Genomic DNA, 22,491 nt, shown 5'->3' with positions numbered 1-22,491 from the left:
AACGCTGATCCCCGTAGCGCGCGATTATCTAGTAGCCCGCGTGACAACGCATCAGGGGTAACAAAGTATTTATCGCGAAAATTCCCTGTTTTCAGTCGAAAAGCCCTTAAAAAGTTGTTTCAAGCACTTTCATGTCTGTAACAGGAAGGTTACCGGGCCATCGTTGACCAGGTGCACCTGCATATCCGCGCCGAATCTACCTGATGCCACTGTGCCATGCATCTGTTTCGCTTTGCTTAATAGATAGTCGAATAATTCTTCGCCCAGCGCCGGAGGGGCGGCGGTCGAGAAACTCGGGCGCAACCCGCTTTTGGTGTCGGCAGCGAGGGTGAACTGAGAGACCAGCAGCAACCCGCCGCCCACATCCGCCAGGGACAGATTCATCTTGCCCTCGGCGTCACTGAACACTCGATAGTTAAGCAGCTTATGCAGAAGTTTGTCGGCGCTGGCCGGCGTGTCGTCGGGTTCTACCGCCACCAGCACCAGCAAACCCTGATCGACACTGCCAACCACCTCGCCCGCCACTTCGACTCGCGCGCCTTTCACGCGCTGTAAAAGACCCTTCATGCTTCTTCGGGCGGCAGGTCGAGCAGACGACGGGCCATTTTGCTGGCGGCGCGCACCAGTGCATCGGTGATGCCCGGTTCCGAGGCAGCGTGGCCGGCATCGCGGATCACCTGCAGCTCGCTGTTCGGCCAGGCCTGATGCAGTTCCCAGGCGTTGTCGAGCGGGCAGATCACGTCGTAGCGGCCGTGGATGATCACGCCCGGCAGATGGGCGATCTTGCCCATGTCGCGAATCAGCTGGTTCGGCTCAAGGAACGCGTTGTTGGTGAAGTAGTGGCATTCGATCCGCGCGATCGACAAGGCGCGCTGCGGCTCGGAGAAGCGGTCGACCACCAGCGGGTTCGGCCGCAGGGTCGCGGTGCGCCCTTCCCACGTCGACCACGCCTTGGCCGCGTGCATCTGGGCGATCTGATCGTTGCCGGTCAGGCGTTTGTGGAACGCGCTGAGCAGGTCGTCGCGCTCGTCCAGCGGGATCGGCGCGAGGTAGTCCTGCCAGTAATCGGGGAACAGACGGCTGGCGCCGGCCTGGTAGAACCATTCGATTTCCTGCGGACGGCAGAGAAAGATCCCGCGCAGGATCAGGCCATGTACGCGCTCCGGGTGGGTCTGCGCGTAGGCCAGCGCCAGGGTCGAACCCCAGGAACCGCCGAACAGCACCCATTTGTCGATGCCCAGGTGTTTACGAATGCGCTCGAGGTCTTCGACCAGATCCCAGGTGGTGTTGTTTTCCAGGCTGGCGTGGGGCGTGGAGCGACCGCAGCCGCGCTGGTCGAAGGTGACAATGCGATACAGGTTCGGATCGAAGTAGCGGCGACTCTGGGCGTCGCACCCGGCGCCGGGACCTCCGTGGATGAACACCACCGGCAAACCTTCCGGTGAACCGCTTTCGTCGACGTACAGCGTATGGGTGTCATCGACGGCCAGATCGTGCCGTGCGTGAGGTTTGATCTGCGGAAACAAAGTCTGCATTGCGCGCTCCGTAAGGGGTCGAGGTCATCCCTGAGGGGACTTCTATTATTCTGCCGTCCGGCATCATAAACCCGATTTACGTCAATGAGCATGCCCGTGCGCTGTCACATTTTGTCAGCCATGAACCCCAGCAGGTTCTCAAAGAGACGATCGACCTCGGCGACCTGATTTCGCGCCCGCAGGCAGCCGTGAACCAGCCCTTCGCCGTAATGCAGCGCCGCGTCGACGCCCGCCGCGTTCAGCCGTTCGGCGTAGCACACGCCGTCGTCACGCAGCGGATCGAACTGCGCCACGGCAATCCAGGCCGGGGGCAAACCGCTGAAGTCCCCGGCCAGCAACGGCATCGCATAGGCGTTCGGCTTGGCGGTGCCGCGCAGGTACAAGGCGTGATAACAGTCGAGATCGCTGCTGGCGAGCAACGGCGCATCGGCACATTCGCTGCGCGACGGTAACTGCACGTCGCCTCCCAGCCCCGGATAGATCAAGACCTGCGCACCCGGCAGCGGCTCGCCGGCATCGCGCAGCGCCAGGCACAGCGCCGCCGCCAGATTGCCCCCGGCACTGTCGCCGGCCACCAGCATCCGTCCGGGATCGAACCAGAACGGCCCGCTGCGCAACGCGCGCCAGACGCTCAGGCAATCCTCGAAACCGGCCGGGAACGGATGCTCCGGCGCCAGCCGATAGTCCACCGCCACCACCATCGCCCCGAGCGCCATGGCCAGCTCGCAGCAGATGAAGTCATGGGAATCCAGCCCGCCGACCACCCAGCCGCCGCCGTGCAGGTACAACACGCACGGCCAGCCACTGGCCGATGGCCGGACAGGCGGGCGATACGAACGCACCGCCACCCCGCTCAACTGGAAATCCACCACCTCCAGACCCGCCGGCCGTTCGGGCGTGAAGGCGCGGCACATGGCGTCATAGGATTTGCGCAATCCGCCGAGGCTGCTGTCCTCGCTGGCAAAGCCTTCGGTTCTGGAAACGAAGGCTGCCATCGCCGGTGAAAGTGGATAAGTGCTCATCAGTTTTTCAGGCTGGCCTGAACCGTGGCCACGCCGTCCTTGCCGTCGAAACTGCTGACACCCGCCAGCCAGCGTTGCAGGTCTTCGGGATACTCACGCAGCCAGGTCTTCGCCACTTCCTGAGGTGTCTTGCGCTCCATGATCGGCACCATCAACTGGCTTTCCTGGGCGGCGGTAAAGGTCAGGTTTTCCAGCAGTCGATGGACGTTAGGGCAGCGCTCGGCGTAGTCCGGCGCGGTGACGGTGGAAACGGTGGCGGCGCCTTCGTTGGGGCCGTAGACGTCTTCACTGCCGGTCAGGTAGGTGATTTTCATGTTGATGTTCATCGGGTGCGGCGTCCAGCCGACGAACACCACGAACTCCCTGCGGTTCACCGCCCGCTGCACGGCGGCGAGCATGCCGGCCTCACCGGATTCGACGATCTTGAAATCCTTCAGGCCGAAATGGTTGGTTTCGATCATGGTCTTGATCGTGGTGTTGGCGCCACTGCCGGGCTCGATGCCGTAAATCTTGCCGCCGAGCTGATCCTTGAATTTCGCGATGTCGCCGAAGGTTTTCAGGCCTGCCGCCGCTACGTAATCCGGCACTGCCAACGTCGCCTGGGCGTCGGCCAGGCTGGGTTTGTCCATGACCTTGACCTGATTGGCGGCGAGGAACGGCGCAATATTCTTGTCCATCGCCGGTTTCCAGTAGCCGAGGAAGATATCCAGACGCTTGTCGCGGATGCCGGCAAAGATGATTTGCTGCACGGCGCTGGTCTGCTTGCTTTCGTAGCCGAGGCCGTTGAGCAGCACGTCGGCCATGCCGCTGGTGGCGATCACGTCGGTCCAGTTGACGACGCCCATGCGCACGGTTTTGCAGGAAGCATCATCGGAAGCCATGGCGCCGGCGCTGAGCAGCGCACTGCCGGTCAGGATTAACGCACAACGAGTGAACAGTCTTTTCATGTGGGATCGTCTCGTGCGGCAGCGGGTTATTGTTCGGATCGGTGTCTTCTTGCACCGTGGCCGAAACATTACGCAGCAGACGAGCGGGAAAAGCGAACTGTGGCGACCGGGATTTGCACGGTGGCGACGTCTCCCGATCGTTCCCACGCTCCGCGTGGGAATGCAGCCCGTGACGCTCCGCGTCACTGGACGCGGAGCGTCCCTTGAGGCATTCCCACGCAGAGCGTGGGAACGATCACAGCTGACTCAGTTGTAGTGGTTTTTGCCCCAGGCGAGCAGCCCTTGCAGCAATTCCTTCAGCACCACCCGCGTCGGCTCCGCCAGATCGGCGCGGTAGCGGAACGGTTCGAACTCTTCCATATACGTGCACTGGCCCAGCTCCAGTTGCACAGCGTGGATGTTTTCCGCCGGGTTGCCGTAGTGACGGGTGATGTGGCCGCCCTTGAAGCGCCCGTTCAGCACATGGCTGTAAGTGTCGTGGCGGGCGCAGATCGCTTCCAGTTGCGTGGCCAACTGCGGATCGCAACTGGCGCCGTTGAAAGTGCCGAGGTTGAAGTCCGGCAGCTTGCCGTCGAACAGGTGCGGGATGATCGAGCGGATCGAATGCGCATCGAACAGCAACGCGTAACCGAATTCGGCCTTCAACCGCGCCAGCTCTTCCTGCAAGGTGCGGTGGTACGGCGTCCAGATCTGCTCCAGATAGGTCGCACGTTCTGCTTTCGACGGCTCCTGACCTTCCTTGAACAACGGAATGCCATCGAACAGCGTCGCCGGGTACAGCCCGGTGGTGGCGCCGGCGTACAGCGGTTTGTCGTCGGACGGCCGGTTCAGGTCGATGACGAATCGCGAGTACTCGGCCGCCAGGGTGCTGGCGCCCAGTTCGGCGGCGAAATCGTAGAGCTGCGGAATGTGCCAGTCGGTGTCCGGCAGACTTTTCGCGTCCGGGATCAACCCGGCCTCGACCGCCGGGGTCAGGCGTACGCCGGCGTGGGGCATGCTGATCAGCAGCGGCACGCGACCTTGTTTGAAGTTCAGAACCTTATCCACAACCGCTCTCCTACAGACTTGATTCAACGCCGTGACGCACGACGCGTTTGTCCAGTTCACCACCCAGCCAATACGCCAGATCCGCCGGGCGGTCGATCTGCCAGGCGACAAAATCGGCGACCTTGCCGACTTCCAGCGAACCGTAGGTCTCGGCCATGCCCAGGGCTTGTGCCGCATGAATCGTGGCGCCGGCCAGGGCCTCTTCCGGGGTCATGCGGAAGCAGGTGCAGGCCATGTTCAGCATCAGGCGCAAAGACAGCGCCGGCGAGGTGCCGGGGTTGAGGTCGCTGGCGATGGCGATTTTCACCTTGTGTTTGCGCAGGGCGTCCATCGGTGGCAACTGGGTTTCGCGCAGGAAGTAGAACGCGCCCGGCAACAACACCGCGACGGTGTCGGACTCGGCCATGGCGATGGCGTCGGCCTCGTCCATGAACTCCAGGTGATCGGCGGACAATGCGTGGTAGCGCGCAGCGAGGCTGGAACCGTGCAGCGACGACAATTGCTCGGCGTGCAGCTTCACCGGCAGACCGAGTTTTTGCGCGGCGATGAACACCCGCTCGACCTGCTCCGGGGAGAACGCCAGGTATTCGCAGAACGCATCCACCGCATCGACCAGCCCTTCGGCGGCCAGCGCAGGGAGCATCTCGGCGCAGATGTGATCGATGTAAGCGTCGGCGCGATCCTTGTATTCCGGCGGCAAGGCGTGGGCAGCCAGACAGGTGCTGCGCACGCTGATCGGCAGCTCGGCGGCGAGGCGACGGATGACCCGCAAAATCTTGCGCTCGCTGGCCAGATCGAGGCCGTAGCCGGATTTCATTTCGACCGTGGTCACGCCGTCGCGCATCAGGCTTTTCAGGCGCTTGGCGGCGCTGGCGAACAGCTCGTCTTCCGAGGCTTCGCGCGTGGCGCGCACGGTGCTGGCGATGCCGCCGCCGGCGGCGGCGATCTCTGCATAGCTGACGCCTTGCAGGCGCTTCTCGAATTCGCCGCTGCGGTTGCCGCCGAACACGGTGTGGGTGTGGCAGTCGATCAGCCCGGGAGTGACCCAAGCGCCTTGCAGGTCATTGACCGCCGGGTATTCGCCTGACGGCAATTGGCTGCGCGGGCCGATCCACTCGATGAGTGCACCGGACGTCACGATGGCCGCATCCTCGATGATCGAGTAGACGCCTTGCGCCATGGTTGCGACGTGGCAGTGTTGCCAGAGGGTTTTCATCCCAAGTCCTCGTCTTGCGATCGTTCCCACGCTCTGCGTGGGAATGCAGCCCGTGACGCTCCGCGTCACTGGACGCGGAGCGTCCCTTGAGGCATTCCCACGCAGAGCGTGGGAACGATCAGTAGTGGTTAAAGGCTAGGCAGCAGTTTCGCCGGAACCAGCTCCGTCAGCACCCGCGAAGCCAGCAGCTCGGTCGCCGCGTTGATATCCGGCGCGAAGAAGCGGTCCTTCTCGTAGAACGGCACTTCGCGACGCAGAATCCCACGGGCCTGTTCCAGTTTGGCCGAGGTCTTCAGGCCGTTGCGCAGGTCCAGGCCCTGCACCGCCGCCAGCCATTCCACCGCAAGAATCCCGCGCGTGTTCTCGGCCATTTCCCACAGGCGCTTGCCGGCAGCCGGGGCCATCGACACGTGGTCTTCCTGGTTGGCAGAAGTCGGCAGGCTGTCCACCGAATGCGGATGGGACAGCGCCTTGTTTTCGCTGGCCAGGGCCGCAGCGGTCACCTGGGCGATCATGAAGCCGGAGTTCACGCCGCCATTGGCCACCAGGAACGGCGGCAGTTGCGACATGTGCTTGTCCATCATCAGCGAGATACGGCGCTCGCTGAGAGAACCGATTTCGGCAATGGCCAGGGCCATGTTGTCAGCGGCCATGGCCACAGGTTCGGCGTGGAAGTTGCCGCCGGAAATCACGTCGCCTTCGGCCGCGAACACCAGCGGGTTGTCGGATACGGCATTGGCTTCGATGGCCAGCACTTCGGCGGCCTGGCGGAACTGGGTCAGGCACGCGCCCATGACTTGCGGCTGGCAACGCAGCGAGTACGGGTCCTGCACCTTTTCGCAGTTCTGGTGCGAGTCGGAGACTTCGCTGCGCTCGCCCAGCAGATCGCGGTAAGCGGCAGCGGCGTCGATCTGGCCTTTCTGGCCACGGGCGGCGTGGATGCGTGCGTCGAACGGCGAACGCGAACCGAGCACCGCTTCCACCGTCAGACCGCCCAGTGCCAGTGCGCCGGCGAACAGGTCTTCACCTTCGAACAGACCACGCAGCGCGAATGCGGTGGAAACCTGAGTACCGTTGAGCAGCGCCAGACCTTCTTTGGCCGCCAGGGTCAGCGGGGTCAGACCGGCGACTTTCAGCGCTTCGGTCGCTTCCATCCACTCGCCCTTGTAGCGCGCCTTGCCCTCACCCAGCAGCACCAGCGACATGTGCGCCAGCGGCGCGAGGTCACCGGATGCACCGACCGAGCCTTTCAACGGAATGTGCGGGTAGACCTCGGCGTTGATCAGGGCGATAAGCGCATCGATCACCACGCGACGGATGCCGGAGAAACCACGGCTGAGGCTGTTGACCTTGAGCACCATGATCAGGCGCACCAGCTCATCGCTGATCGGCTGGCCGACGCCGGCGGCGTGGGACAGCACCAGCGAACGCTGGAGGTTTTCCAGGTCTTCGCTGGCGATGCGGGTCGAGGCCAGCAGGCCGAAACCGGTGTTGATGCCGTAGGCGGTGCGGTTTTCCGCGAGGATCTGCTCGACGCAGGCCACGCTGGCTTCGATCTGCGCGCTGGCGCTGTTGTCGAGGGTCAGCTTGACCGGGTTCTGATAAACGTCACGCAGTTGGGCCAGGCTCAGTTGGCCGGGGATCAGGTTCAGCGCAGTCATTTTGTGCTCCTTTTGAGAGTTTATTGTTAACTCGCCAGACGCTCCGGAGATGTCCGTTGTCCGTCGCGTCTGCCCTTTTGGGGAGCCGCGCCTTGGCACGCTGGCGTGGGTAGTTTTCAGTGCAAATTCGGTAATGCGTTGTGCAGCAGATCCGTGTCTTTCAGAACGTTTGCAGCTGCGGCGATATCCGGCGCCAGCCAGCGATCCTGATCGTAGGCCGGGACCTTTTCGCGCAGCAGTCGCCAGGCGGTATCGGTGCCGGCGCCGAAGCGCTGTTCCTTGAGAAATTCAAACGCCTGGGCCGCCAGCAGGTACTCGATGGCGAGGATCTGAGTGCAGTTTTCCAGCGCGCGATACAGCTTCAGCGCGGCGTTGGTGCCCATGCTCAAGTGATCTTCCTGCAGGCCCGAGGTGACGTAGTTGTCGAGCACCGCCGGCTGCGCCAACTGGCGGTTTTCCGCGCACAGCGACGCGGCGACGTATTGCACGATCATCATCCCGGAGTTCACCCCCGGATTGGCCACCAGGAATGCCGGCAGACCGCTGACGTGCGGGTTGATCAGGCGATCCAGACGCCGCTCGGCAATCGAGCCGATTTCGGCCATCGCAATCGCCAGCAGATCCGCCGCCAGCGCCACCGATTGCCCGTGCGGGTTGGCCTGGGACATGACACGGAAGTCATCCGGCGTGCCCAGCAGCAACGGGTTGTCGGTGCAGCCGTTGAGTTCGGTTTCGATCTGTTTGATCGCGTGTTCCAGTTGATCGCGGGCGGCGCCGTGCACCTGCGGGATCGAGCGGATGCTCAAGGCATCCTGAGTGCGAATGCCTTTGCTCGCCGCGATCACTTCGCTGCCATCGAGCAAGGCGCGCAGATTGACGCCGACCTGCTGCATGCCCGGATGCGGTTTGAGCGCAATGATCTCGGCATCGAACGCGGCGATCTGGCCGCGCTGGGCTTCGAAACTCATGGCGCCGATCACGTCGGCCCATTGCAGCAGACGTGTGGCGTCGGCAATCGCCAGGCAACCGAGGCCGGTCATGCACGGCGTACCGTTGACCAGGCACAGACCGTCCTTCGCCCCGAGCTGAACCGGTTGCAGGCCCTCTTCGGCCAGCGCCTGCTGTGCAGACACGATCTGCCCGCGATAGCTGACATTGCCCACGCCCAGCAGCGCGATGCCGATGTGGGCCATGTGGGTCAGGTAACCCACCGAACCCTGGGACGGCACTTGCGGGGTGATGCCGCGATTGAGCAGCGCCAGCAGCGCTTCGACCACCCGGCGATGAATGCCGGATTTGCCGTGGCTGTAGTTGCGGATCGCAGCGCACAGGATGGCGCGGGTCTGCTCGTCGGCCAGTACCGGACCGACGCCGCAGGCATGGCTGAGCAAGGTGTTGCGCGACAGCTGGCTGAGCTGTTCGTCTTTCAGCGAGACGTTGCACAGCGCACCGAGCCCGGTGTTCACGCCATAGGCGCGCTCGCCGCTGGCGACGATGCGCTGGACGATGCCCTGCGCGTTTTCAATGCGCGCCCAGGTCTGCGCCGACAGCTCGAGCTGCGCGCCGTGACGGGCGACTGCGACCACATCCTGCCAACGCATCGGAGCGTCGGCGATAACGATTTTCTCAGCCTGGGACATCTAAAACCTCATTAACCTGATCGTTCCCACGCTCTGCGTGGGAACGCCGCCTGGGACGCTCCGCGTCCCGCTCTCACCGCAAGACTCAAGTCCTGCGCAATGGTGACGCGGAGCGTCACGGTATGCATTCCTACGCAGACGGTTCGACGCCTCGACGTGGGAACGAGCCTGCCGTAAACCTTTAAACCACAGCCGCCCGCCGCTGCACGAAACGGTCGACATACTCGTCCGCCGGCGAATGCAGGATCTCTTTCGGCGTGCCGACCTGGATCAGGCGGCCGTCCTTGAGGATCGCGATGCGGTTGCCGATGCGCACGGCCTCGTCGAGGTCGTGGGTGATGAAGACGATGGTCTTGTGCAGGGTCTTTTGCAGCTCCAGCAACTGGTCCTGCATCTCGGCGCGGATCAGCGGATCCAGCGCACTGAACGCTTCGTCCATCAGGATGATGTCGGTGTCCGCCGCCAGGGCGCGAGCCAGACCGACACGCTGGCGCATGCCGCCGGAGAGCTGGTGCGGGTATTTGTTTTCGTAGCCCTTGAGGCCCACGGTGTTGATCCAGTGCAGCGCGCGCTCGGCGCACAGTTGCTTGCTCTCGCCGCGCACTTTCAGGCCGTAGGCGACGTTGTCGAGCACGGTCTTGTGCGGCAGCAGACCGAAGCTCTGGAACACCATGCTGATCTTGTGCCGGCGAAATTCGCGCAGGGCTTCCATGTCGTATTGCAGGATGTCCACGCCGTCCACCAGGATCGCGCCGCTGGTCGGGTCGATCAGGCGGTTGAAGTGGCGCACCAGGGTCGATTTGCCGGAGCCGGACAGGCCCATGATCACGAAGATCTCGCCGGTGCCGATGCTCAGGGACAAGTCATTGACCCCGACCACGCAACCGGTTTCGTTCAGCACCTGATCCTTGGTCTTGCCCTGGCCGACCATCGCCAGAGCGTCCTTGGCGCGGTTGCCGAAAATCTTGAAGACGTTTTTGACTTCGATCTTGCTCACGGTTGCGTTGCTCATTTGCTCACCTCATGCCGTGGCCGACCATACGCCTGGGTAATGCGGTCGATGACCACTGCGAGAATCACGATCGCCAGACCGGCTTCAAGCCCGCGTCCGACGTTGAGGGTCTGAATGCCCACCAGCACATCTTCACCCAGGCCACGGGCGCCGATCATCGAGGCGATCACCACCATCGACAGGGCCATCATGGTGGTCTGGTTGATCCCGGCCATGATGCTCGGCAGGGCCAGCGGCAGTTGCACGCCGAACAGTTGCTGCCAGCGGTTGGCACCGAAGGCGTTGATCGCTTCCATCACTTCGCCGTCGACCTGGCGGATGCCCAGATCGGTCAGGCGGATCAGCGGCGGCGCGGCATAGATCACGGTGGCGAAAATCGCCGGCACCTTGCCCAGGCCGAACAGCATCAGCACCGGAATCAGGTACACGAAGCTCGGCATGGTCTGCATGATGTCGAGCAGCGGCATCAGCACCGAACGCAGGCGATTGCTGCGCGCCGAGAGAATCCCCAGCGGTACGCCGATCAGCACCGAAATGACCGTCGCCACCATCATCAGCGCGAGGGTCTGCATCAACTTGTCCCACAGACCGACAGCGCCGACCAGGAACAACAGACCGACGATCACGGCGGTGGTCACGACTTTGCGCGTCGCATGCCAGGCCACGACGCCGACGATGGCCAGCATCAACCACCACGGCGCGGCGCGCAGCAGGCCTTCAAGATTGACGATGGCCCACAGCAGGGTGTCGGAGATATGACGGAACACATCGCCGTAGTTGGTGACCAGCGCATCGACCCAACCGTTGACCCAGTCGGCGATGGAAAAGGTAAAGCTTTCGGGAAACATAAGCGGCTCTCAATCAGGAAACTCAATCAAGCGATTGCGGCGAACACCCCGGCCAGCCTCTCGGTTGGCCGGGAGGAATTCGACCTACAGCGCCGCGTCGATTTTCTTGGCAGCGTCTTCACTCACCCACGCATGCCAGACCTCAGGATGTTCCTTGAGGAAGATTTTCGCCAGTTTTGGCGACTCGATACGTTCCTTCGCCATGCGGCCCAGGTTCTGGTTCAGCAGGTCGATCGGCAGGTTGACCTTTTCCAGCACGGCCACCAGTTCCGGCGCTTGCTCGTGGAAGGTCTTGGACAGACCGACCTTGATGGTCACGGTCTTGTCGACGCCCGGTTTCTCTTCCAGCTTCACCGCGTCGATCTGGCCCATCAGCGGGGTTGGCGACCAGTAGTAGAACAGGATCGGCTCGCCACGCTTGTAGCTCGACAGCACAGCCGCATCCAGCGCTGGACCTGTGCCCGGACGGAAGTTGGTGTAGCTGTTTTCGAGGCCGTAGCTTTTCAGCATTTCGCTGTTGTCCAGCTCGCAGGTCCAGCCGGCCGGGCAGTTGTAGAAGCGGCCCTTGGAAGGCTCTTCGGCGTCCTTGAAGATGGCGGCGTATTTGCCCAGGTCGGCGATGTTTTTCAGGTCCGGCGCCTTGGCTTCGATCTTGCGTTTGGCGTCGCCTTCGATCACGTAGCGCGGCACGTACCAGCCTTCGATCGCACCCACCACCGGGGCGCCGACACCGACGACCTTGCCGGCCTTCTCGGCCTTGTTCCAGACCTCGCTGCGGCCGACCCATTCTTCGGCGAAGATCTGGATGTCGTTGCTGCTCAGGGCGTTTTCCATGGTGATGGAGTTGCCCGGCAGGCTGTCGGTCTTGCAGTCGTAACCTTTTTCCAGCACCACTTGCAGCACGTCGGTCAGCAGCATGCCGCTTTCCCAGTTCAGGCCGGCGAATTTCACCGGTTTGCCGGACTCGCACCAGCCGGCGGCCTGGGTCGCGCCGGCGCTGGCCAGCAGGCCCATGGAAAGCAATGTGGTCAGCAGGGTCTTGTTCGATTTCATTGTTGTGACGCTCCTAATCATGAATTGGCTTACGGCAGTCAAGAGGCATCCAGCCCTGTCCACGTCCAAATCAGGCCTGCGCCGCAGCGCGACCGGCCCCGCTTGTTTTAGGTTGTACAACGCTGTCCTGCTCGACGGGCAGAATCAGTCGATCGGGTACGGTGCCGTGCCATTTTTTCGCGCAGACGTAGTACAGCGCTGCGGGCAGCACGAGACCGATGATCCAGGAAATATCCACATCCCCCAGGGCCGCCACCAATGGACCGGTATAGAACTTGGTGGAAATGAACGGCAGTTGCACCAGCACCCCGAACACGTAAACGCTGATACCGAGGAGGTTCCAGCGGCCGTAGCGACCGTTCGGATCCGCCAGTGCCGGCACGTCGTAGCGCTCGCGGGTGATGCAGTAGTAGTCCACCAGGTTGATCGCACTCCACGGCGTGAAGAACGCCAGCAGGAACAGGATGAAGGACTTGAACGCACCGAGGAACGAATGCTGGCCGAGCAGTGCGATCAGGGTCGCCGCGCCGACGATCACCAGCACGAACACCAGACGCTGCATGCGGGTGACCGTCAGGTGGCCACGGAAGCCGCTGATGATGGTCGCGATGCACATGAAGCTGCCGTAGGAGTTCAGGGTGGAGATGGTGACCTTGCCGAACGCGATGCTGAAATACAGCAGCGCGGCGGTGGCACCGGTCCCGCCCAGACCGACGATGTAGGCGACTTCATGACCGGCGAATTGCCCGTTGGCCGAAGCGGCCGCGAACACACCGAGGATCATCGCCACCTGCGCACCGATCACCGAACCGGCACCGGCGGCGAAGAAGGTTTTCACCGACGACACCTTGCTCGGCAGGTAACGCGAGTAGTCCGCCACGTAAGGGCCGAAAGCGATCTGCCAGGAGGCCGCGAGCGACACCGCCAGCAGGAAACTGCTCCAGCTGAAGTGGCGGATTTCCAGAAGTGCGCCGACGTCCACCTGACTCATCAGACGGCTGAACAGATAAACGAAAGCAATCACGCCAATGGCACTGGCGATGCGGCCGATCCAGTGAATCACCCGATAGCCAAGCACCGTGACCACGACGATGACGCTGGCGAAAAGCAGGATGCCAACGGTATCGCTGACCCCGAACAACTGGCCCAGCGCCTGACCGGACAACACCGTTCCGGTGGCGGTGAAGCCGAGGTACATCAGGCACACCAGCACGATCGGAATCGCCGCGCCGTAGACGCCGAACTGCACCCGGCTGGAAATCATCTGCGGCAGGCCAAGCTTCGGCCCTTGCGCTGCGTGCAGCGCCATCACCCCGCCGCCCAGCAATTGACCGATCAGCAGACCGATCAACGACCAGAACACATCGCCGCCCAGCACCACGGCCAGGGCCCCGGTGACAATCGCGGTGATTTGCAGGTTGGCACCCATCCACAGGGTGAACTGACTGAACAGACGACCGTGTCTTTCCGCTTCCGGGATGTAGTCGATCGAACGCCTTTCGATCAACGGTTTACTGCCTGCACGATCGGTGTTGCCCGCCATGATTCAACCTCTGTGGATTGTTCTGGTTATTGTTGTTGTGGCCCTGTGGGAGCGAGGGTGCCCGCTCCCGCAGATGTTCACTTGCCGGTGATCATCGGCAGGTTCAGCCCTTGTTCCTTGGCGCAGTCGATGGCGATCTGGTAACCGGCATCGGCGTGACGCATGACGCCGGTGCCCGGGTCGTTGTGCAGCACGCGAGCGATACGCTCGGCCGCTTCGTCAGTACCGTCGCAGACAATCACCATGCCCGAGTGCTGGGAGAAGCCCATGCCGACGCCGCCGCCGTGGTGCAGGGACACCCAGGTCGCACCGCTCGCGGTGTTCAGCAGCGCGTTGAGCAGCGGCCAGTCGGAGACGGCATCGGAGCCATCCTGCATCGACTCGGTTTCACGGTTCGGACTGGAGACCGAGCCGGAGTCGAGGTGGTCGCGACCGATCACGATCGGCGCCGACAGCTCGCCGCTGCGCACCATTTCGTTGAACGCCAGACCGAGCTTGGCGCGCAGGCCCAGGCCGACCCAGCAGATACGCGCCGGCAGACCCTGGAAGCTGATGCGCTCGCGGGCCATGTCCAGCCAGTTGTGCAGGTGGGCGTCGTCCGGGATCAGCTCTTTGACTTTGGCGTCGGTCTTGTAGATGTCCTGCGGATCACCCGACAGCGCCGCCCAGCGGAACGGGCCGATGCCACGGCAGAACAGCGGACGGATGTAGGCCGGTACGAAGCCTGGGAAATCGAATGCGTTTTCGACGCCTTCTTCCTGAGCCATCTGACGGATGTTGTTGCCGTAGTCGAAGGTCGGCACGCCCATCTTCTGGAAGTCGAGCATGGCTTTGACGTGGACGGCCATCGATTGCTTGGCGGCCTTGACCACAGCGGCTGGCTCGGTCTTGGCGCGGGCGCGGTATTCGTCCCAGGTCCAGCCGGCCGGCAGGTAACCGTTGAGCGGGTCGTGGGCGCTGGTCTGGTCGGTGACCATGTCCGGGCGCACGCCGCGCTTGACCAGTTCCGGAAGGATTTCAGCGGCGTTGCCGCACAGGGCGATGGAAACCGCCTTGCCTTCGGAGGTGTATTTGGCGATGCGGGCCAGCGCGTCGTCGAGGTCTTTGGCCTGCTCGTCGACGTAGCGGGTCTTGAGGCGGAAATCGATGCTGATCTGCTGGCATTCGATGTTCAGCGAGCAGGCACCGGCGAGGGTCGCGGCCAGTGGCTGGGCGCCGCCCATGCCGCCGAGGCCGGCGGTCAGGACCCACTTGCCGGTGAGGTTGTCGTTGTAGTGCTGGCGACCGGCTTCAACGAAGGTTTCGTAGGTGCCCTGGACGATGCCCTGGCTGCCGATGTAGATCCAGCTGCCGGCGGTCATCTGGCCGTACATGGCCAGGCCTTTGGCGTCGAGTTCGTTGAAGTGTTCCCAGGTTGCCCAGTGCGGCACCAGGTTGGAGTTGGCGATCAGTACGCGCGGGGCGTTGCTGTGGGTCTTGAACACGCCGACCGGCTTGCCCGATTGCACCAGCAGGGTTTCGTCTTCGTTGAGGTTGGTCAGGCTCTCGACGATCTTGTCGTAGCACTCCCAGTTACGCGCAGCGCGACCGATGCCACCGTAGACCACCAGTTCTTTCGGGTTCTCGGCGACTTCCGGGTCGAGGTTGTTCATCAGCATGCGCAGCGGCGCTTCGGTCAGCCAGCTCTTGGCGGTCAGCTTGTTACCGCGGGCGGCACGGATTTCGACGTCACGGAATTTAGTGCGGTTGTTGTCAGTCACGAAAAAGACTCCTCAGCGATCAATTCAAACCAACCCTGGCAGTGGGCAAGCAGCCTGTGCGCCTCAGTGCGCGACAAGCGAATCAGTGGACGCTGCGGAGAGTCTCGATCGACTCATACGCATACGTCTTTACTTGTACATACAAGCATATGCAATCGAGCGGCCAACTTGTTGGAGGGCTGTTCAATAAAAATTCCGAACAGGGCTGCAGAGCGCCTGAATCAAGGGCTCTGGCGTCCATGAAATTTTTCGCGGGGTGGATAGAGGGTGGCGAGAGGTTGTTACGAAAGCGTGGTTCTGCGCCACGCTGGGGCGTTCGGTAACAAGTTGGTGCGCATTTCGGGAACGTCGGGACGAAAAAAAACCGCTGCTTTAAAAGCAGCGGTTTTTGATCGTTCCCACGCTCTGCGTGGGAATGCATTCCATGACGCTCTGCGTCACAAAGCGGACGCGGAGCGTCCATGGCGGCATTCCCACGCGGAGCGTGGGAACGATCAGAAGGGAGGATCAGCGCGGGGACAGTTCGATCACGCAGCAGCCGGCATTGACGGCAATCTCCGTCAGCCCGGTGTTACCGTCCAGTTGCAGGCAGTCATGGTGGCCGAGTTGCGATGCACTGTCACTGACCGTGACCTCCAGCAGTTCGCTGACGCTGAAGACCAGCACGGTGCTCGCCGAACTGAAAAACCGCTGTTCGCCGTCCAGCCATTGCAGGCGTGCGCTGTAACGCTGGGGCGAGTAGATCAGGTTGAAGTCGCGGATTGCGCCACCGAGCAAGGTGCAGGACACCTGGCTCTCGCCGCTGAAGGCAAACGGGTCGAGGGGTAACAACGGCCGGGTATCGTCGCCGTCGACACAAAGGGTCATGCCGTCGCCCTGCAATACCGTGATGACCCGCTGGTAACCGGCGAAGGTCGAAAAGCCGCCGGATTCGGCGATGTCGGCAATCGACAGGCGCCAGCCAAAACCGTCGAGGCCGGCGCCGGCGTCACGGGTGATTTCCTCGGTGCTGCCGCCGCCGTTTTTCCACGGCATGCGCGGGTAGCCTTCGGCGCGTAATACCTTCAACTCTTTCATTTATGAAACCGACCTTCCAGACGATGACGAGAACCGGGGTGAATCAGGCGTGCCGCCGTCACCGGCTGACGACCCGACCACGTACGACGGCGGATCAGCAGGCACGGCTCGCCTTTTTCGATCTGCAGCAATTTGCATTCGGACGCTTCGGCAAGGATCGCTTCGACCACGTGCTCGCCTTCGGTCAGCGGCGCGACCTGGTTCAGATAGGCGTAAGGCGTTTGCAGGGTGAAGTCCTGCTTGAGATATTCCGGGGCGACCAACGCGTTGACGAAACGGTCTTCGATCTGCACCGGAATGTCGTTTTCGTAATGCACGATCAGCGAGTGAAAGACCTTCTGTCCTTCGCGCATGTCCAGCGCCAGCGCGCGTTCGGAACCGGCAGCCTCTTCTTCCAGAGTGATTACCTGACAGGTGTGGCGATGGCCACGGGAGGCGATTTCGTCGGCGATGTTGTGCACTTCGAACAGCGCGGACTGGCTCTTCGGTTCAGCAACGAAAGTGCCGACGCCTTGCATGCGCACCAGCAGACCGTCGGCGGTCATTTCCCGCAGTGCGCGGTTGATGGTCATGCGGCTGAAGCCCAGTTGGCTGACCAGCTCGCTCTCCGACGGCACGCGGTAATGGGGCGGCCAGTTACCGCTGTCGATCTGCTGGGTGATCATCTGTTTGACGCGGGCGTACAAGGGCGCCGGACTGTCGCCCATGTTCGCGGCCAACGGGGAGACTGGAGGCGGAGTCGGCACGGTGGATCCCTGTTCATTGGATGAAAGTTGCTAGCTTGCCGGAGTTTACCGGGCAGGCAAACGTCTGTATATGTATATACAAATAACACACGATGGGGTGCTGAACCATGTCCGCCTTCTTTGCCGAACGCGCGCTGCTGCCTAACGGATGGGCCAACCATGTACGTCTCGAGGTCAGCGCCGATGGCGTTTTGACCCGAATCCAGGCCGATTCCACCGCAGATGGCGCCGAACGGTTGAGCGGTCCGCTGCTGCCGGGGATGCCGAATCTGCACTCCCACGCGTTCCAGCGAGCGATGGCGGGACTGGCGGAAGTGGCCGGCAATCCCAACGACAGTTTCTGGACCTGGCGCGATCTGATGTACCGGCTCGTCGGAAAAATCAGCCCCGACCAGCTCGGGGTGATTGCCCGTCAGCTGTACATCGAAATGCTCAAGGCCGGTTACACCTCGGTCGCCGAATTCCATTACGTCCACCACGATAACAACGGCCAGCCTTACGCCGACCCGGCCGAGCTGGCGTTACGCATCAGCCAGGCGGCCAGCTCGGCCGGCATCGGTCTGACGTTACTTCCCGTGCTCTACAGCCACAGCGGTTTCGGCGGCCAGACGCCGAACGAAGGCCAGCGCCGTTTCATCAACAGCACCGAAAACTACCTGAAGCTGCAATCGCGCCTGCAACCCCTGCTGGCGCAGCAAAAGGCGCAGTCGCTGGGCCTGTGCTTCCACTCGTTGCGCGCGGTCACACCGCAACAGATCAGCGAAGTACTGGCGGCCAGCGACCAGCAATGCCCGGTGCACATCCACATCGCCGAGCAGCAGAAGGAAGTCGATGACTGCCTGAGCTGGAGCGGTCGTCGCCCGCTGCAATGGCTGTACGAAAACACCGAAGTCGATCAGCGCTGGTGCCTGGTGCACGCGACCCACGCCAACCCGGAAGAAGTCACCCTGATGGCCAACAGTCGCGCCATCGCCGGCCTGTGCCTGACCACCGAGGCCAACCTCGGCGACGGGATATTCCCGGCGGTGGATTTCCTCGCTCAGGGTGGGCGCATGGGGATTGGCTCCGACAGCCATGTGTCGTTGAGCGTGGTGGAAGAATTGCGTTGGCTGGAATACGGCCAGCGTCTGCGCGATCAGCGGCGCAATCGCTTGTATGGCGCGGATCAGCCGATGGTTGGCCGCACGTTGTACGACGCGGCGCTGGATGGAGGTGCTCAGGCGCTGGGCCAGCCGATCGGTGCGCTGGAGGTCGGCAAGCGTGCCGACTGGATTGTGCTCGATGGCAGCGATCCGTATCTGACCACGGCCAGCGGTGACGGGATTCTCAATCGCTGGCTGTTTGCCGGTGGCGATCGTCAGGTGCGCGACGTGCTGGTCAACGGTCAGTGGGTCGTGCGCGAGGGGCGACATGCCGGGGAGGAGGACAGCAATCGCGCCTTCACCCAGGTCCTGCGAGAGCTTTTGGGCTGACACAAAACCTCTGTTACTGATCGTTCCCACGCTCTGCGTGGGAATGCAGCCCGGGACGCTCCGCGTCCCAAAAGCGGACGCAGAGCGTCCATTGAGGCACTCCCACGCGGAGCGTGGGAACGATCAGAACAGGAGAAGTCAGTTGGACGTTTTGGCCATCTGCTGATCCGACGCCCGCCAGATCAGACGCGTGGTGTCATAACCCTGCTGGCGCGCCTTGCTCAGCAGTTCCTCACGCACCACACCGTTGACGGTCGGCGTGCGGGACAACAGCCACAGGTAGCGACGACTCGGGTCGCCCACGAGGGCGGTCTTGTAGTCATCGCTGACGTACAGCACCCAGTATTGACCCTTCGCCACACCCGGAATCAGGCGCGAGAACCAGGTATCGAACTCGACCCACAGCTTGTCGGTCTTGCCCGGCACCTGTGGATAAGCCGTGCCTTTGACCTCTTCCCACTTCCAGTCTGCCGTCAGACAGCGGTTGTACACCGCGATATTGCCGTCGGGCTTGAGCGAGTAACGGGCTTCGGATTGCGCGCAATTGCGCTGGAAATACATCGGCAGACGCGCCAGCTCGTACCAGGTGCCCTGGTAACGCTTGAGATTGACACTGTTGACCGTCTTCGGCGCCAGCGGATCTTCACCGGACGTGGCGCAGCCAGCCAATACCAGGCCGGCAAAAAGGACAAGCAATAACCGCTTCATTGTTTTTCTCCCGTGGGCGCGAAGCCCCGGTTTACTTCAGGCCTTGGCCGGAAAACATCAGCACTTTGTCACCGGCGTACTGCACGCTGATAAAGCTGTTCTTGTCGCCCCAGGTGCAACTGGACATGCCCAGCGCGCCCGAGCAATCGGTGGGCTTGCCGAGCAGCGTCTCGACTTCGGCCTTGGCCATGCCGGCCGAGAGCTTCGAATAGTTTTCCTGATTGACCTTGCTGCATGCGGCCAACAGCACGCAAAACGACAGAAGGGCGATAGATCGCAGCGACATGGTGTAACTCCTGGAGCGGAAGGGGGATGGCCTGGCGCCAACCAGAAGCTTAGAAGAGAAAACCCCTGTCTGGTTCCCTGGCAGACCGGCTATTTGTTAGCCCGCTCGTCCGGCATTCATCGGTAAATCAGACACTTTGTGGGGCTATTGAGCATTTCGTCGACTTTCACAAAAGCCGCCTAATCTTTGGCGCGCCACGGTCGAAATAAGAGCAGCGCAAAGCCCGATAGTGTGGCAAATTGCCGCCCTTTCTTGACCAGCCCCTTCGCGGTAGCTCTCTTAATGACCAGAAACATGAAATTCAGCCACAAGATCTTGTTGGCTGCCGCCCTTGTGGTGGCCGTTGCATTCGCCTGTTTCATTTTGTTCAACGACTATCGCCAGCGCGAAGCCCTGCAAAGCAGCACCGAAGCGTCGATGCAGGAACTGGGCAGCCTGACCACCAGCAACATCCAGACCTGGCTGGAAAGCCGCATCCAGTTGCTGCAATCGATGGCGCAACAGGTTGTCGCCGACGGCAACGCCCCGGCCAGCCTGAAACGCATCATCGACCTGCCCGCCTACACCGGCAATTTCCAGCTCAGCTACTTCGGCGGCGCCGACGGTGTGATGTTCTCGGTCCCGGCCGGCAACCGCGCACCGGATTACGATCCGCGCGCCCGTGGCTGGTACAAGGCCGCCAACGCTGCGCAACAGACCATCGTCACCGAACCGTACATCGCCGCCTCGTCGGGCAAACTGGTCATCACCGTCGCCACCCCGGTGCAGCGCCAGGGCCAGATGATCGGTGTGGCCGGCGCCGACATTGATCTGTCGAGCGTCAGTGCGATCATCAACTCGCTGAACTTCGGCGGCCACGGTCACGCGTTCATCGTCGGTGCCGACGGCAAGATCCTGATCCACCCGGACAGCAAGCTGGTGCTCAAGACCCTGGCCGAGGCCTACCCCAACGGCGCGCCGAAAGTCAGCCCGGGTCTGAAAGAAGTCGAGTTCGACGGCAAGACCCAACTGATCTCCTTCACCCGCGTCAACGGCGTGCCGTCGGCCGACTGGTACGTCGCGCTGGTGCTGGACAAGGACACCGCGTTCTCGATGCTCAGCGAATTCCGCACCTCGGCGCTGATCGCGATGGTCATTGCCGTAGTGATCATCATCGCCCTGCTCGGCATGCTGATCCGCGTCCTGATGCAGCCGCTGCTGACCATGGGCCGCGCCATGCACGATATCGCCGAAGGCGAAGGTGACCTGACCAAACGCCTGACCATTCACGGCAACGATGAGTTCGGCGCACTGGGCACCTCTTTCAACCGTTTCGTCGAGCGCATCCACACTTCGATCCGCGAAGTGTCGTCGGCCACCGGCCAGGTCAACGAAGTCGCCCTGCGCGTGGTCGCGGCGTCGAACTCGTCGATGTTCAACTCCGACCAGCAGGCCTCGCGCACCAACAGCGTGGCCGCCGCGATCAACCAGCTCGGCGCCGCCGCCCAGGAAATCGCCCAGAACGCCGCCCTCGCCTCGCAACATTCCAGCGATGCGCGCAGCCTGGCCGAAGACGGCCAGCAGGTGGTGGATAAAACCATCCACGCCATGCAACAGCTGTCGGCGAAGATCAGCGACTCCTGCGGCAACATCGAAACCCTGAACAGCAACACCGTGAACATCGGGCAGATTCTGGAAGTGATCACCAGCATCTCCCAGCAGACCAACCTGCTGGCGCTCAACGCCGCGATCGAAGCGGCCCGTGCCGGTGAGGCCGGTCGCGGTTTCGCCGTGGTCGCCGACGAAGTCCGTAACCTGGCGCACCGCACCCAGGATTCGGCGCAGCAAGTGCAGAAGATGATCGAAGAACTGCAAGTCGGCGCACGTCAGGCGGTCGGCATCATGACCGAGAGCCAGCGTGAGAGCGAAAGCAGCGTCGGCATCGCCAACCAGGCCGGCGAACGCCTGGGCAGCGTGACCCAGCGCATCGGCGAGATCGACGGCATGAACCAGTCGGTGGCGACCGCGACGGAAGAGCAGACGGCGGTGGTTGAATCGATCAACGTTGATATCAATGAGATCAACACGCTGAACCAGGAAGGGGTGGAAAACTTGCAGGCTACTTTGCGGGCTTGTGCGGATCTGGAGCAGCAGGCTGCGCGGTTGAAGCAGTTGGTTGGCAGCTTCCGAATCTAAGTCGTTCGAAGCCGTCTTCGCGCTTGAACCCGCGAAGACGGAACAACGCTAGACACGCTTGTCACCTCAGACTGACTCAGGACTGAATTAAGACTAAACTCAGTCCTAGTCCACTCAGCGAGGCGCAGCCCGTGAAGCTTTCATCCCAGATCAAACCCATCAGCTACCTGAAAAGCCATACCGCCGAAATCGTCAAAACGATTAGCGAAAGCCGTGAGCCGCTGGTGATTACCCAGAACGGCGAAGCGAAGCTTGTAGTCATGGACGTCAAAAGTTTTGAAGAGCAGGAAGAAACAATGGCTCTGCTCAAACTGCTTGCCATGGGAAATCGAGAAATTGAGGAAGGCAAGTACAGGGACGTTGAAGACGTTTTCGCAGAGTTGGACAGGATCGACCCCCAATGAGTTTGAAGGTCGTTATTCTTCAGTCCGCCGAAACAGATCTCAAAGATCTTCGCACCTACCTCATCAAACAGTTCTCACCTCAAACCTGGCATAGCACTTATGCCAGCTTGAAGATCGCTATTCGCAGTCTCGCATCCTTACCCTATTCAGGTTCCATTCCCGAAGAAATAGAAAGGCTGAACCTTGGTCAATATCGACAAGTCATCTCTGGCTTGAATCGCATCATTTATGAAGTCCGAGAGCAAACCATCTATATCCATATCATCGCCGATACGAGAAAAAACCTGCCTGCACTCTTGATGAAGCGTTTGCTTCAAGGCAATCCGTGAGTCTGATGCA

General features: G+C 61.9%; 21 protein-coding genes. 4 read left to right on the top strand and 17 right to left on the bottom strand.

Going from position 1 to position 22,491, the window contains the following annotated elements:
- Positions 1-129: 129 nt before the first annotated feature.
- The 15 genes from dtd to hutC all read right to left on the bottom strand — a co-directional run bounded on the left by dtd (position 130) and on the right by hutC (position 17,068).
- Positions 130-567 (bottom strand): D-aminoacyl-tRNA deacylase, encoded by a 438-nt coding sequence (gene dtd / locus ACEN93_RS18760; protein WP_064592873.1) that lies wholly within the window; start codon positions 565-567, stop codon positions 130-132.
- Complete coding sequence (pip, locus tag ACEN93_RS18755) at positions 564-1,535, bottom strand: prolyl aminopeptidase (protein WP_007952436.1); 972 nt, start codon at positions 1,533-1,535, stop codon at positions 564-566. The genes dtd and pip overlap by 4 nt, the downstream gene beginning before the upstream one ends.
- A 104-nt stretch (positions 1,536-1,639) precedes the next feature.
- A complete protein-coding gene (locus ACEN93_RS18750) occupies positions 1,640-2,557 on the bottom strand; it encodes an alpha/beta hydrolase (RefSeq protein ID WP_495610366.1) in 918 nt (305 codons plus the stop codon).
- On the bottom strand, positions 2,557-3,504 hold the full coding sequence (locus tag ACEN93_RS18745) for a choline ABC transporter substrate-binding protein (RefSeq protein WP_495610365.1): 948 nt from the start codon (positions 3,502-3,504) through the stop codon (positions 2,557-2,559). Before ACEN93_RS18745 ends, ACEN93_RS18750 begins: the two co-directional genes overlap by 1 nt.
- A 246-nt stretch (positions 3,505-3,750) precedes the next feature.
- A complete protein-coding gene (hutG, locus tag ACEN93_RS18740; protein WP_495610364.1) occupies positions 3,751-4,551 on the bottom strand; it encodes an N-formylglutamate deformylase in 801 nt (266 codons plus the stop codon).
- Positions 4,552-4,561: 10 nt separating this feature from the next.
- The gene (gene hutI, locus ACEN93_RS18735; RefSeq protein ID WP_495610363.1) at positions 4,562-5,767 is read right to left on the bottom strand and encodes an imidazolonepropionase; all 1,206 of its coding nucleotides are present in this window, start codon (positions 5,765-5,767) and stop codon (positions 4,562-4,564) included.
- Positions 5,768-5,895: 128 nt separating this feature from the next.
- Positions 5,896-7,428: a histidine ammonia-lyase gene (gene hutH / locus ACEN93_RS18730; RefSeq protein ID WP_039764727.1), complete on the bottom strand. Its 1,533-nt coding sequence runs from the start codon at positions 7,426-7,428 to the stop codon at positions 5,896-5,898.
- Positions 7,429-7,544: 116 nt separating this feature from the next.
- Positions 7,545-9,068, bottom strand: a complete 1,524-nt coding sequence (gene hutH / locus ACEN93_RS18725; RefSeq protein ID WP_495610362.1) for a histidine ammonia-lyase — start codon at positions 9,066-9,068, stop codon at positions 7,545-7,547.
- A 181-nt stretch (positions 9,069-9,249) separates the two neighbouring features.
- On the bottom strand, positions 9,250-10,080 hold the full coding sequence (locus ACEN93_RS18720; protein WP_052266509.1) for a quaternary amine ABC transporter ATP-binding protein: 831 nt from the start codon (positions 10,078-10,080) through the stop codon (positions 9,250-9,252).
- Entirely contained in the window at positions 10,077-10,928 is an 852-nt protein-coding gene (locus ACEN93_RS18715) for an ABC transporter permease (RefSeq protein WP_007952475.1), read from the bottom strand. Before ACEN93_RS18715 ends, ACEN93_RS18720 begins: the two co-directional genes overlap by 4 nt.
- Before the next feature lie 84 nt (positions 10,929-11,012).
- Positions 11,013-11,981, bottom strand: a complete 969-nt coding sequence (locus ACEN93_RS18710) for an ABC transporter substrate-binding protein (RefSeq protein ID WP_039764723.1) — start codon at positions 11,979-11,981, stop codon at positions 11,013-11,015.
- Positions 11,982-12,051: 70 nt separating this feature from the next.
- Positions 12,052-13,524 carry a purine-cytosine permease family protein gene (locus ACEN93_RS18705; protein WP_085684018.1) on the bottom strand — a complete coding sequence of 491 codons (1,473 nt, stop codon included), beginning with the start codon at positions 13,522-13,524 and terminating at the stop codon, positions 12,052-12,054.
- A gap of 77 nt (positions 13,525-13,601) precedes the next feature.
- Positions 13,602-15,284, bottom strand: a complete 1,683-nt coding sequence (hutU, locus tag ACEN93_RS18700; protein WP_064382814.1) for a urocanate hydratase — start codon at positions 15,282-15,284, stop codon at positions 13,602-13,604.
- Positions 15,285-15,791: 507 nt separating this feature from the next.
- Positions 15,792-16,361, bottom strand: coding sequence for a HutD/Ves family protein (locus ACEN93_RS18695; RefSeq protein ID WP_163973873.1), 570 nt, complete (start codon positions 16,359-16,361; stop codon positions 15,792-15,794).
- A complete protein-coding gene (gene hutC / locus ACEN93_RS18690; RefSeq protein WP_170844914.1) occupies positions 16,358-17,068 on the bottom strand; it encodes a histidine utilization transcriptional repressor HutC in 711 nt (236 codons plus the stop codon). The genes ACEN93_RS18695 and hutC overlap by 4 nt, the downstream gene beginning before the upstream one ends.
- A 146-nt stretch (positions 17,069-17,214) precedes the next feature.
- Here hutC and ACEN93_RS18685 point away from each other — a divergent pair, with 146 nt between their 5' ends.
- Complete coding sequence (locus ACEN93_RS18685; protein ID WP_495610361.1) at positions 17,215-18,579, top strand: formimidoylglutamate deiminase; 1,365 nt, start codon at positions 17,215-17,217, stop codon at positions 18,577-18,579.
- 138 nt (positions 18,580-18,717) lie between these two features.
- Here ACEN93_RS18685 and ACEN93_RS18680 read toward each other — a convergent pair whose 3' ends face one another.
- Both ACEN93_RS18680 and ACEN93_RS18675 read right to left on the bottom strand, forming a co-directional pair.
- On the bottom strand, positions 18,718-19,287 hold the full coding sequence (locus ACEN93_RS18680) for a lipocalin family protein (RefSeq protein WP_039764712.1): 570 nt from the start codon (positions 19,285-19,287) through the stop codon (positions 18,718-18,720).
- Positions 19,288-19,318: 31 nt separating this feature from the next.
- Positions 19,319-19,573, bottom strand: coding sequence for a hypothetical protein (locus tag ACEN93_RS18675; protein WP_007952486.1), 255 nt, complete (start codon positions 19,571-19,573; stop codon positions 19,319-19,321).
- A 282-nt stretch (positions 19,574-19,855) separates the two neighbouring features.
- Between ACEN93_RS18675 and ACEN93_RS18670 the strand changes: the two genes are divergently transcribed.
- The 3 genes from ACEN93_RS18670 (at position 19,856) to ACEN93_RS18660 (ending at position 22,481) form a co-directional block, all read left to right on the top strand.
- Entirely contained in the window at positions 19,856-21,748 is a 1,893-nt protein-coding gene (locus tag ACEN93_RS18670; RefSeq protein WP_217634494.1) for a methyl-accepting chemotaxis protein, read from the top strand.
- A 131-nt stretch (positions 21,749-21,879) separates the two neighbouring features.
- Positions 21,880-22,152: a type II toxin-antitoxin system Phd/YefM family antitoxin gene (locus ACEN93_RS18665; RefSeq protein WP_039764708.1), complete on the top strand. Its 273-nt coding sequence runs from the start codon at positions 21,880-21,882 to the stop codon at positions 22,150-22,152.
- On the top strand, positions 22,149-22,481 hold the full coding sequence (locus tag ACEN93_RS18660; RefSeq protein WP_039764706.1) for a type II toxin-antitoxin system RelE/ParE family toxin: 333 nt from the start codon (positions 22,149-22,151) through the stop codon (positions 22,479-22,481). The genes ACEN93_RS18665 and ACEN93_RS18660 overlap by 4 nt, the downstream gene beginning before the upstream one ends.
- Positions 22,482-22,491 lie beyond the last annotated feature (10 nt).

It is taken from the genome of Pseudomonas sp. Pseusp21, from assembly GCF_059492145.1.
The sequence above is the reverse complement of the archived record's forward strand: the minus strand, read 5'-3'. Positions and strand labels throughout refer to the sequence as shown.

What these genes read in the sequence shown, in the direction of transcription:
- dtd (WP_064592873.1), bottom strand. Translation starts at nt 567, where the DNA reads ATGAAGGGTCTTTTACAGCGCGTGAAAGGCGCGCGAGTCGAAGTGGCG.
- pip (WP_007952436.1), bottom strand. Translation starts at nt 1,535, where the DNA reads ATGCAGACTTTGTTTCCGCAGATCAAACCTCACGCACGGCACGATCTG.
- ACEN93_RS18750 (WP_495610366.1), bottom strand. Translation starts at nt 2,557, where the DNA reads ATGAGCACTTATCCACTTTCACCGGCGATGGCAGCCTTCGTTTCCAGA.
- ACEN93_RS18745 (WP_495610365.1), bottom strand. Translation starts at nt 3,504, where the DNA reads ATGAAAAGACTGTTCACTCGTTGTGCGTTAATCCTGACCGGCAGTGCG.
- hutI (WP_495610363.1), bottom strand. Translation starts at nt 5,767, where the DNA reads ATGAAAACCCTCTGGCAACACTGCCACGTCGCAACCATGGCGCAAGGC.
- hutH (WP_039764727.1), bottom strand. Translation starts at nt 7,428, where the DNA reads ATGACTGCGCTGAACCTGATCCCCGGCCAACTGAGCCTGGCCCAACTG.
- hutH (WP_495610362.1), bottom strand. Translation starts at nt 9,068, where the DNA reads ATGTCCCAGGCTGAGAAAATCGTTATCGCCGACGCTCCGATGCGTTGG.
- ACEN93_RS18720 (WP_052266509.1), bottom strand. Translation starts at nt 10,080, where the DNA reads ATGAGCAACGCAACCGTGAGCAAGATCGAAGTCAAAAACGTCTTCAAG.
- ACEN93_RS18715 (WP_007952475.1), bottom strand. Translation starts at nt 10,928, where the DNA reads ATGTTTCCCGAAAGCTTTACCTTTTCCATCGCCGACTGGGTCAACGGT.
- ACEN93_RS18710 (WP_039764723.1), bottom strand. Translation starts at nt 11,981, where the DNA reads ATGAAATCGAACAAGACCCTGCTGACCACATTGCTTTCCATGGGCCTG.
- ACEN93_RS18705 (WP_085684018.1), bottom strand. Translation starts at nt 13,524, where the DNA reads ATGGCGGGCAACACCGATCGTGCAGGCAGTAAACCGTTGATCGAAAGG.
- ACEN93_RS18695 (WP_163973873.1), bottom strand. Translation starts at nt 16,361, where the DNA reads ATGAAAGAGTTGAAGGTATTACGCGCCGAAGGCTACCCGCGCATGCCG.
- hutC (WP_170844914.1), bottom strand. Translation starts at nt 17,068, where the DNA reads ATGGGCGACAGTCCGGCGCCCTTGTACGCCCGCGTCAAACAGATGATC.
- ACEN93_RS18685 (WP_495610361.1), top strand. Translation starts at nt 17,215, where the DNA reads ATGTCCGCCTTCTTTGCCGAACGCGCGCTGCTGCCTAACGGATGGGCC.
- ACEN93_RS18680 (WP_039764712.1), bottom strand. Translation starts at nt 19,287, where the DNA reads ATGAAGCGGTTATTGCTTGTCCTTTTTGCCGGCCTGGTATTGGCTGGC.
- ACEN93_RS18675 (WP_007952486.1), bottom strand. Translation starts at nt 19,573, where the DNA reads ATGTCGCTGCGATCTATCGCCCTTCTGTCGTTTTGCGTGCTGTTGGCC.
- ACEN93_RS18670 (WP_217634494.1), top strand. Translation starts at nt 19,856, where the DNA reads ATGACCAGAAACATGAAATTCAGCCACAAGATCTTGTTGGCTGCCGCC.
- ACEN93_RS18660 (WP_039764706.1), top strand. Translation starts at nt 22,149, where the DNA reads ATGAGTTTGAAGGTCGTTATTCTTCAGTCCGCCGAAACAGATCTCAAA.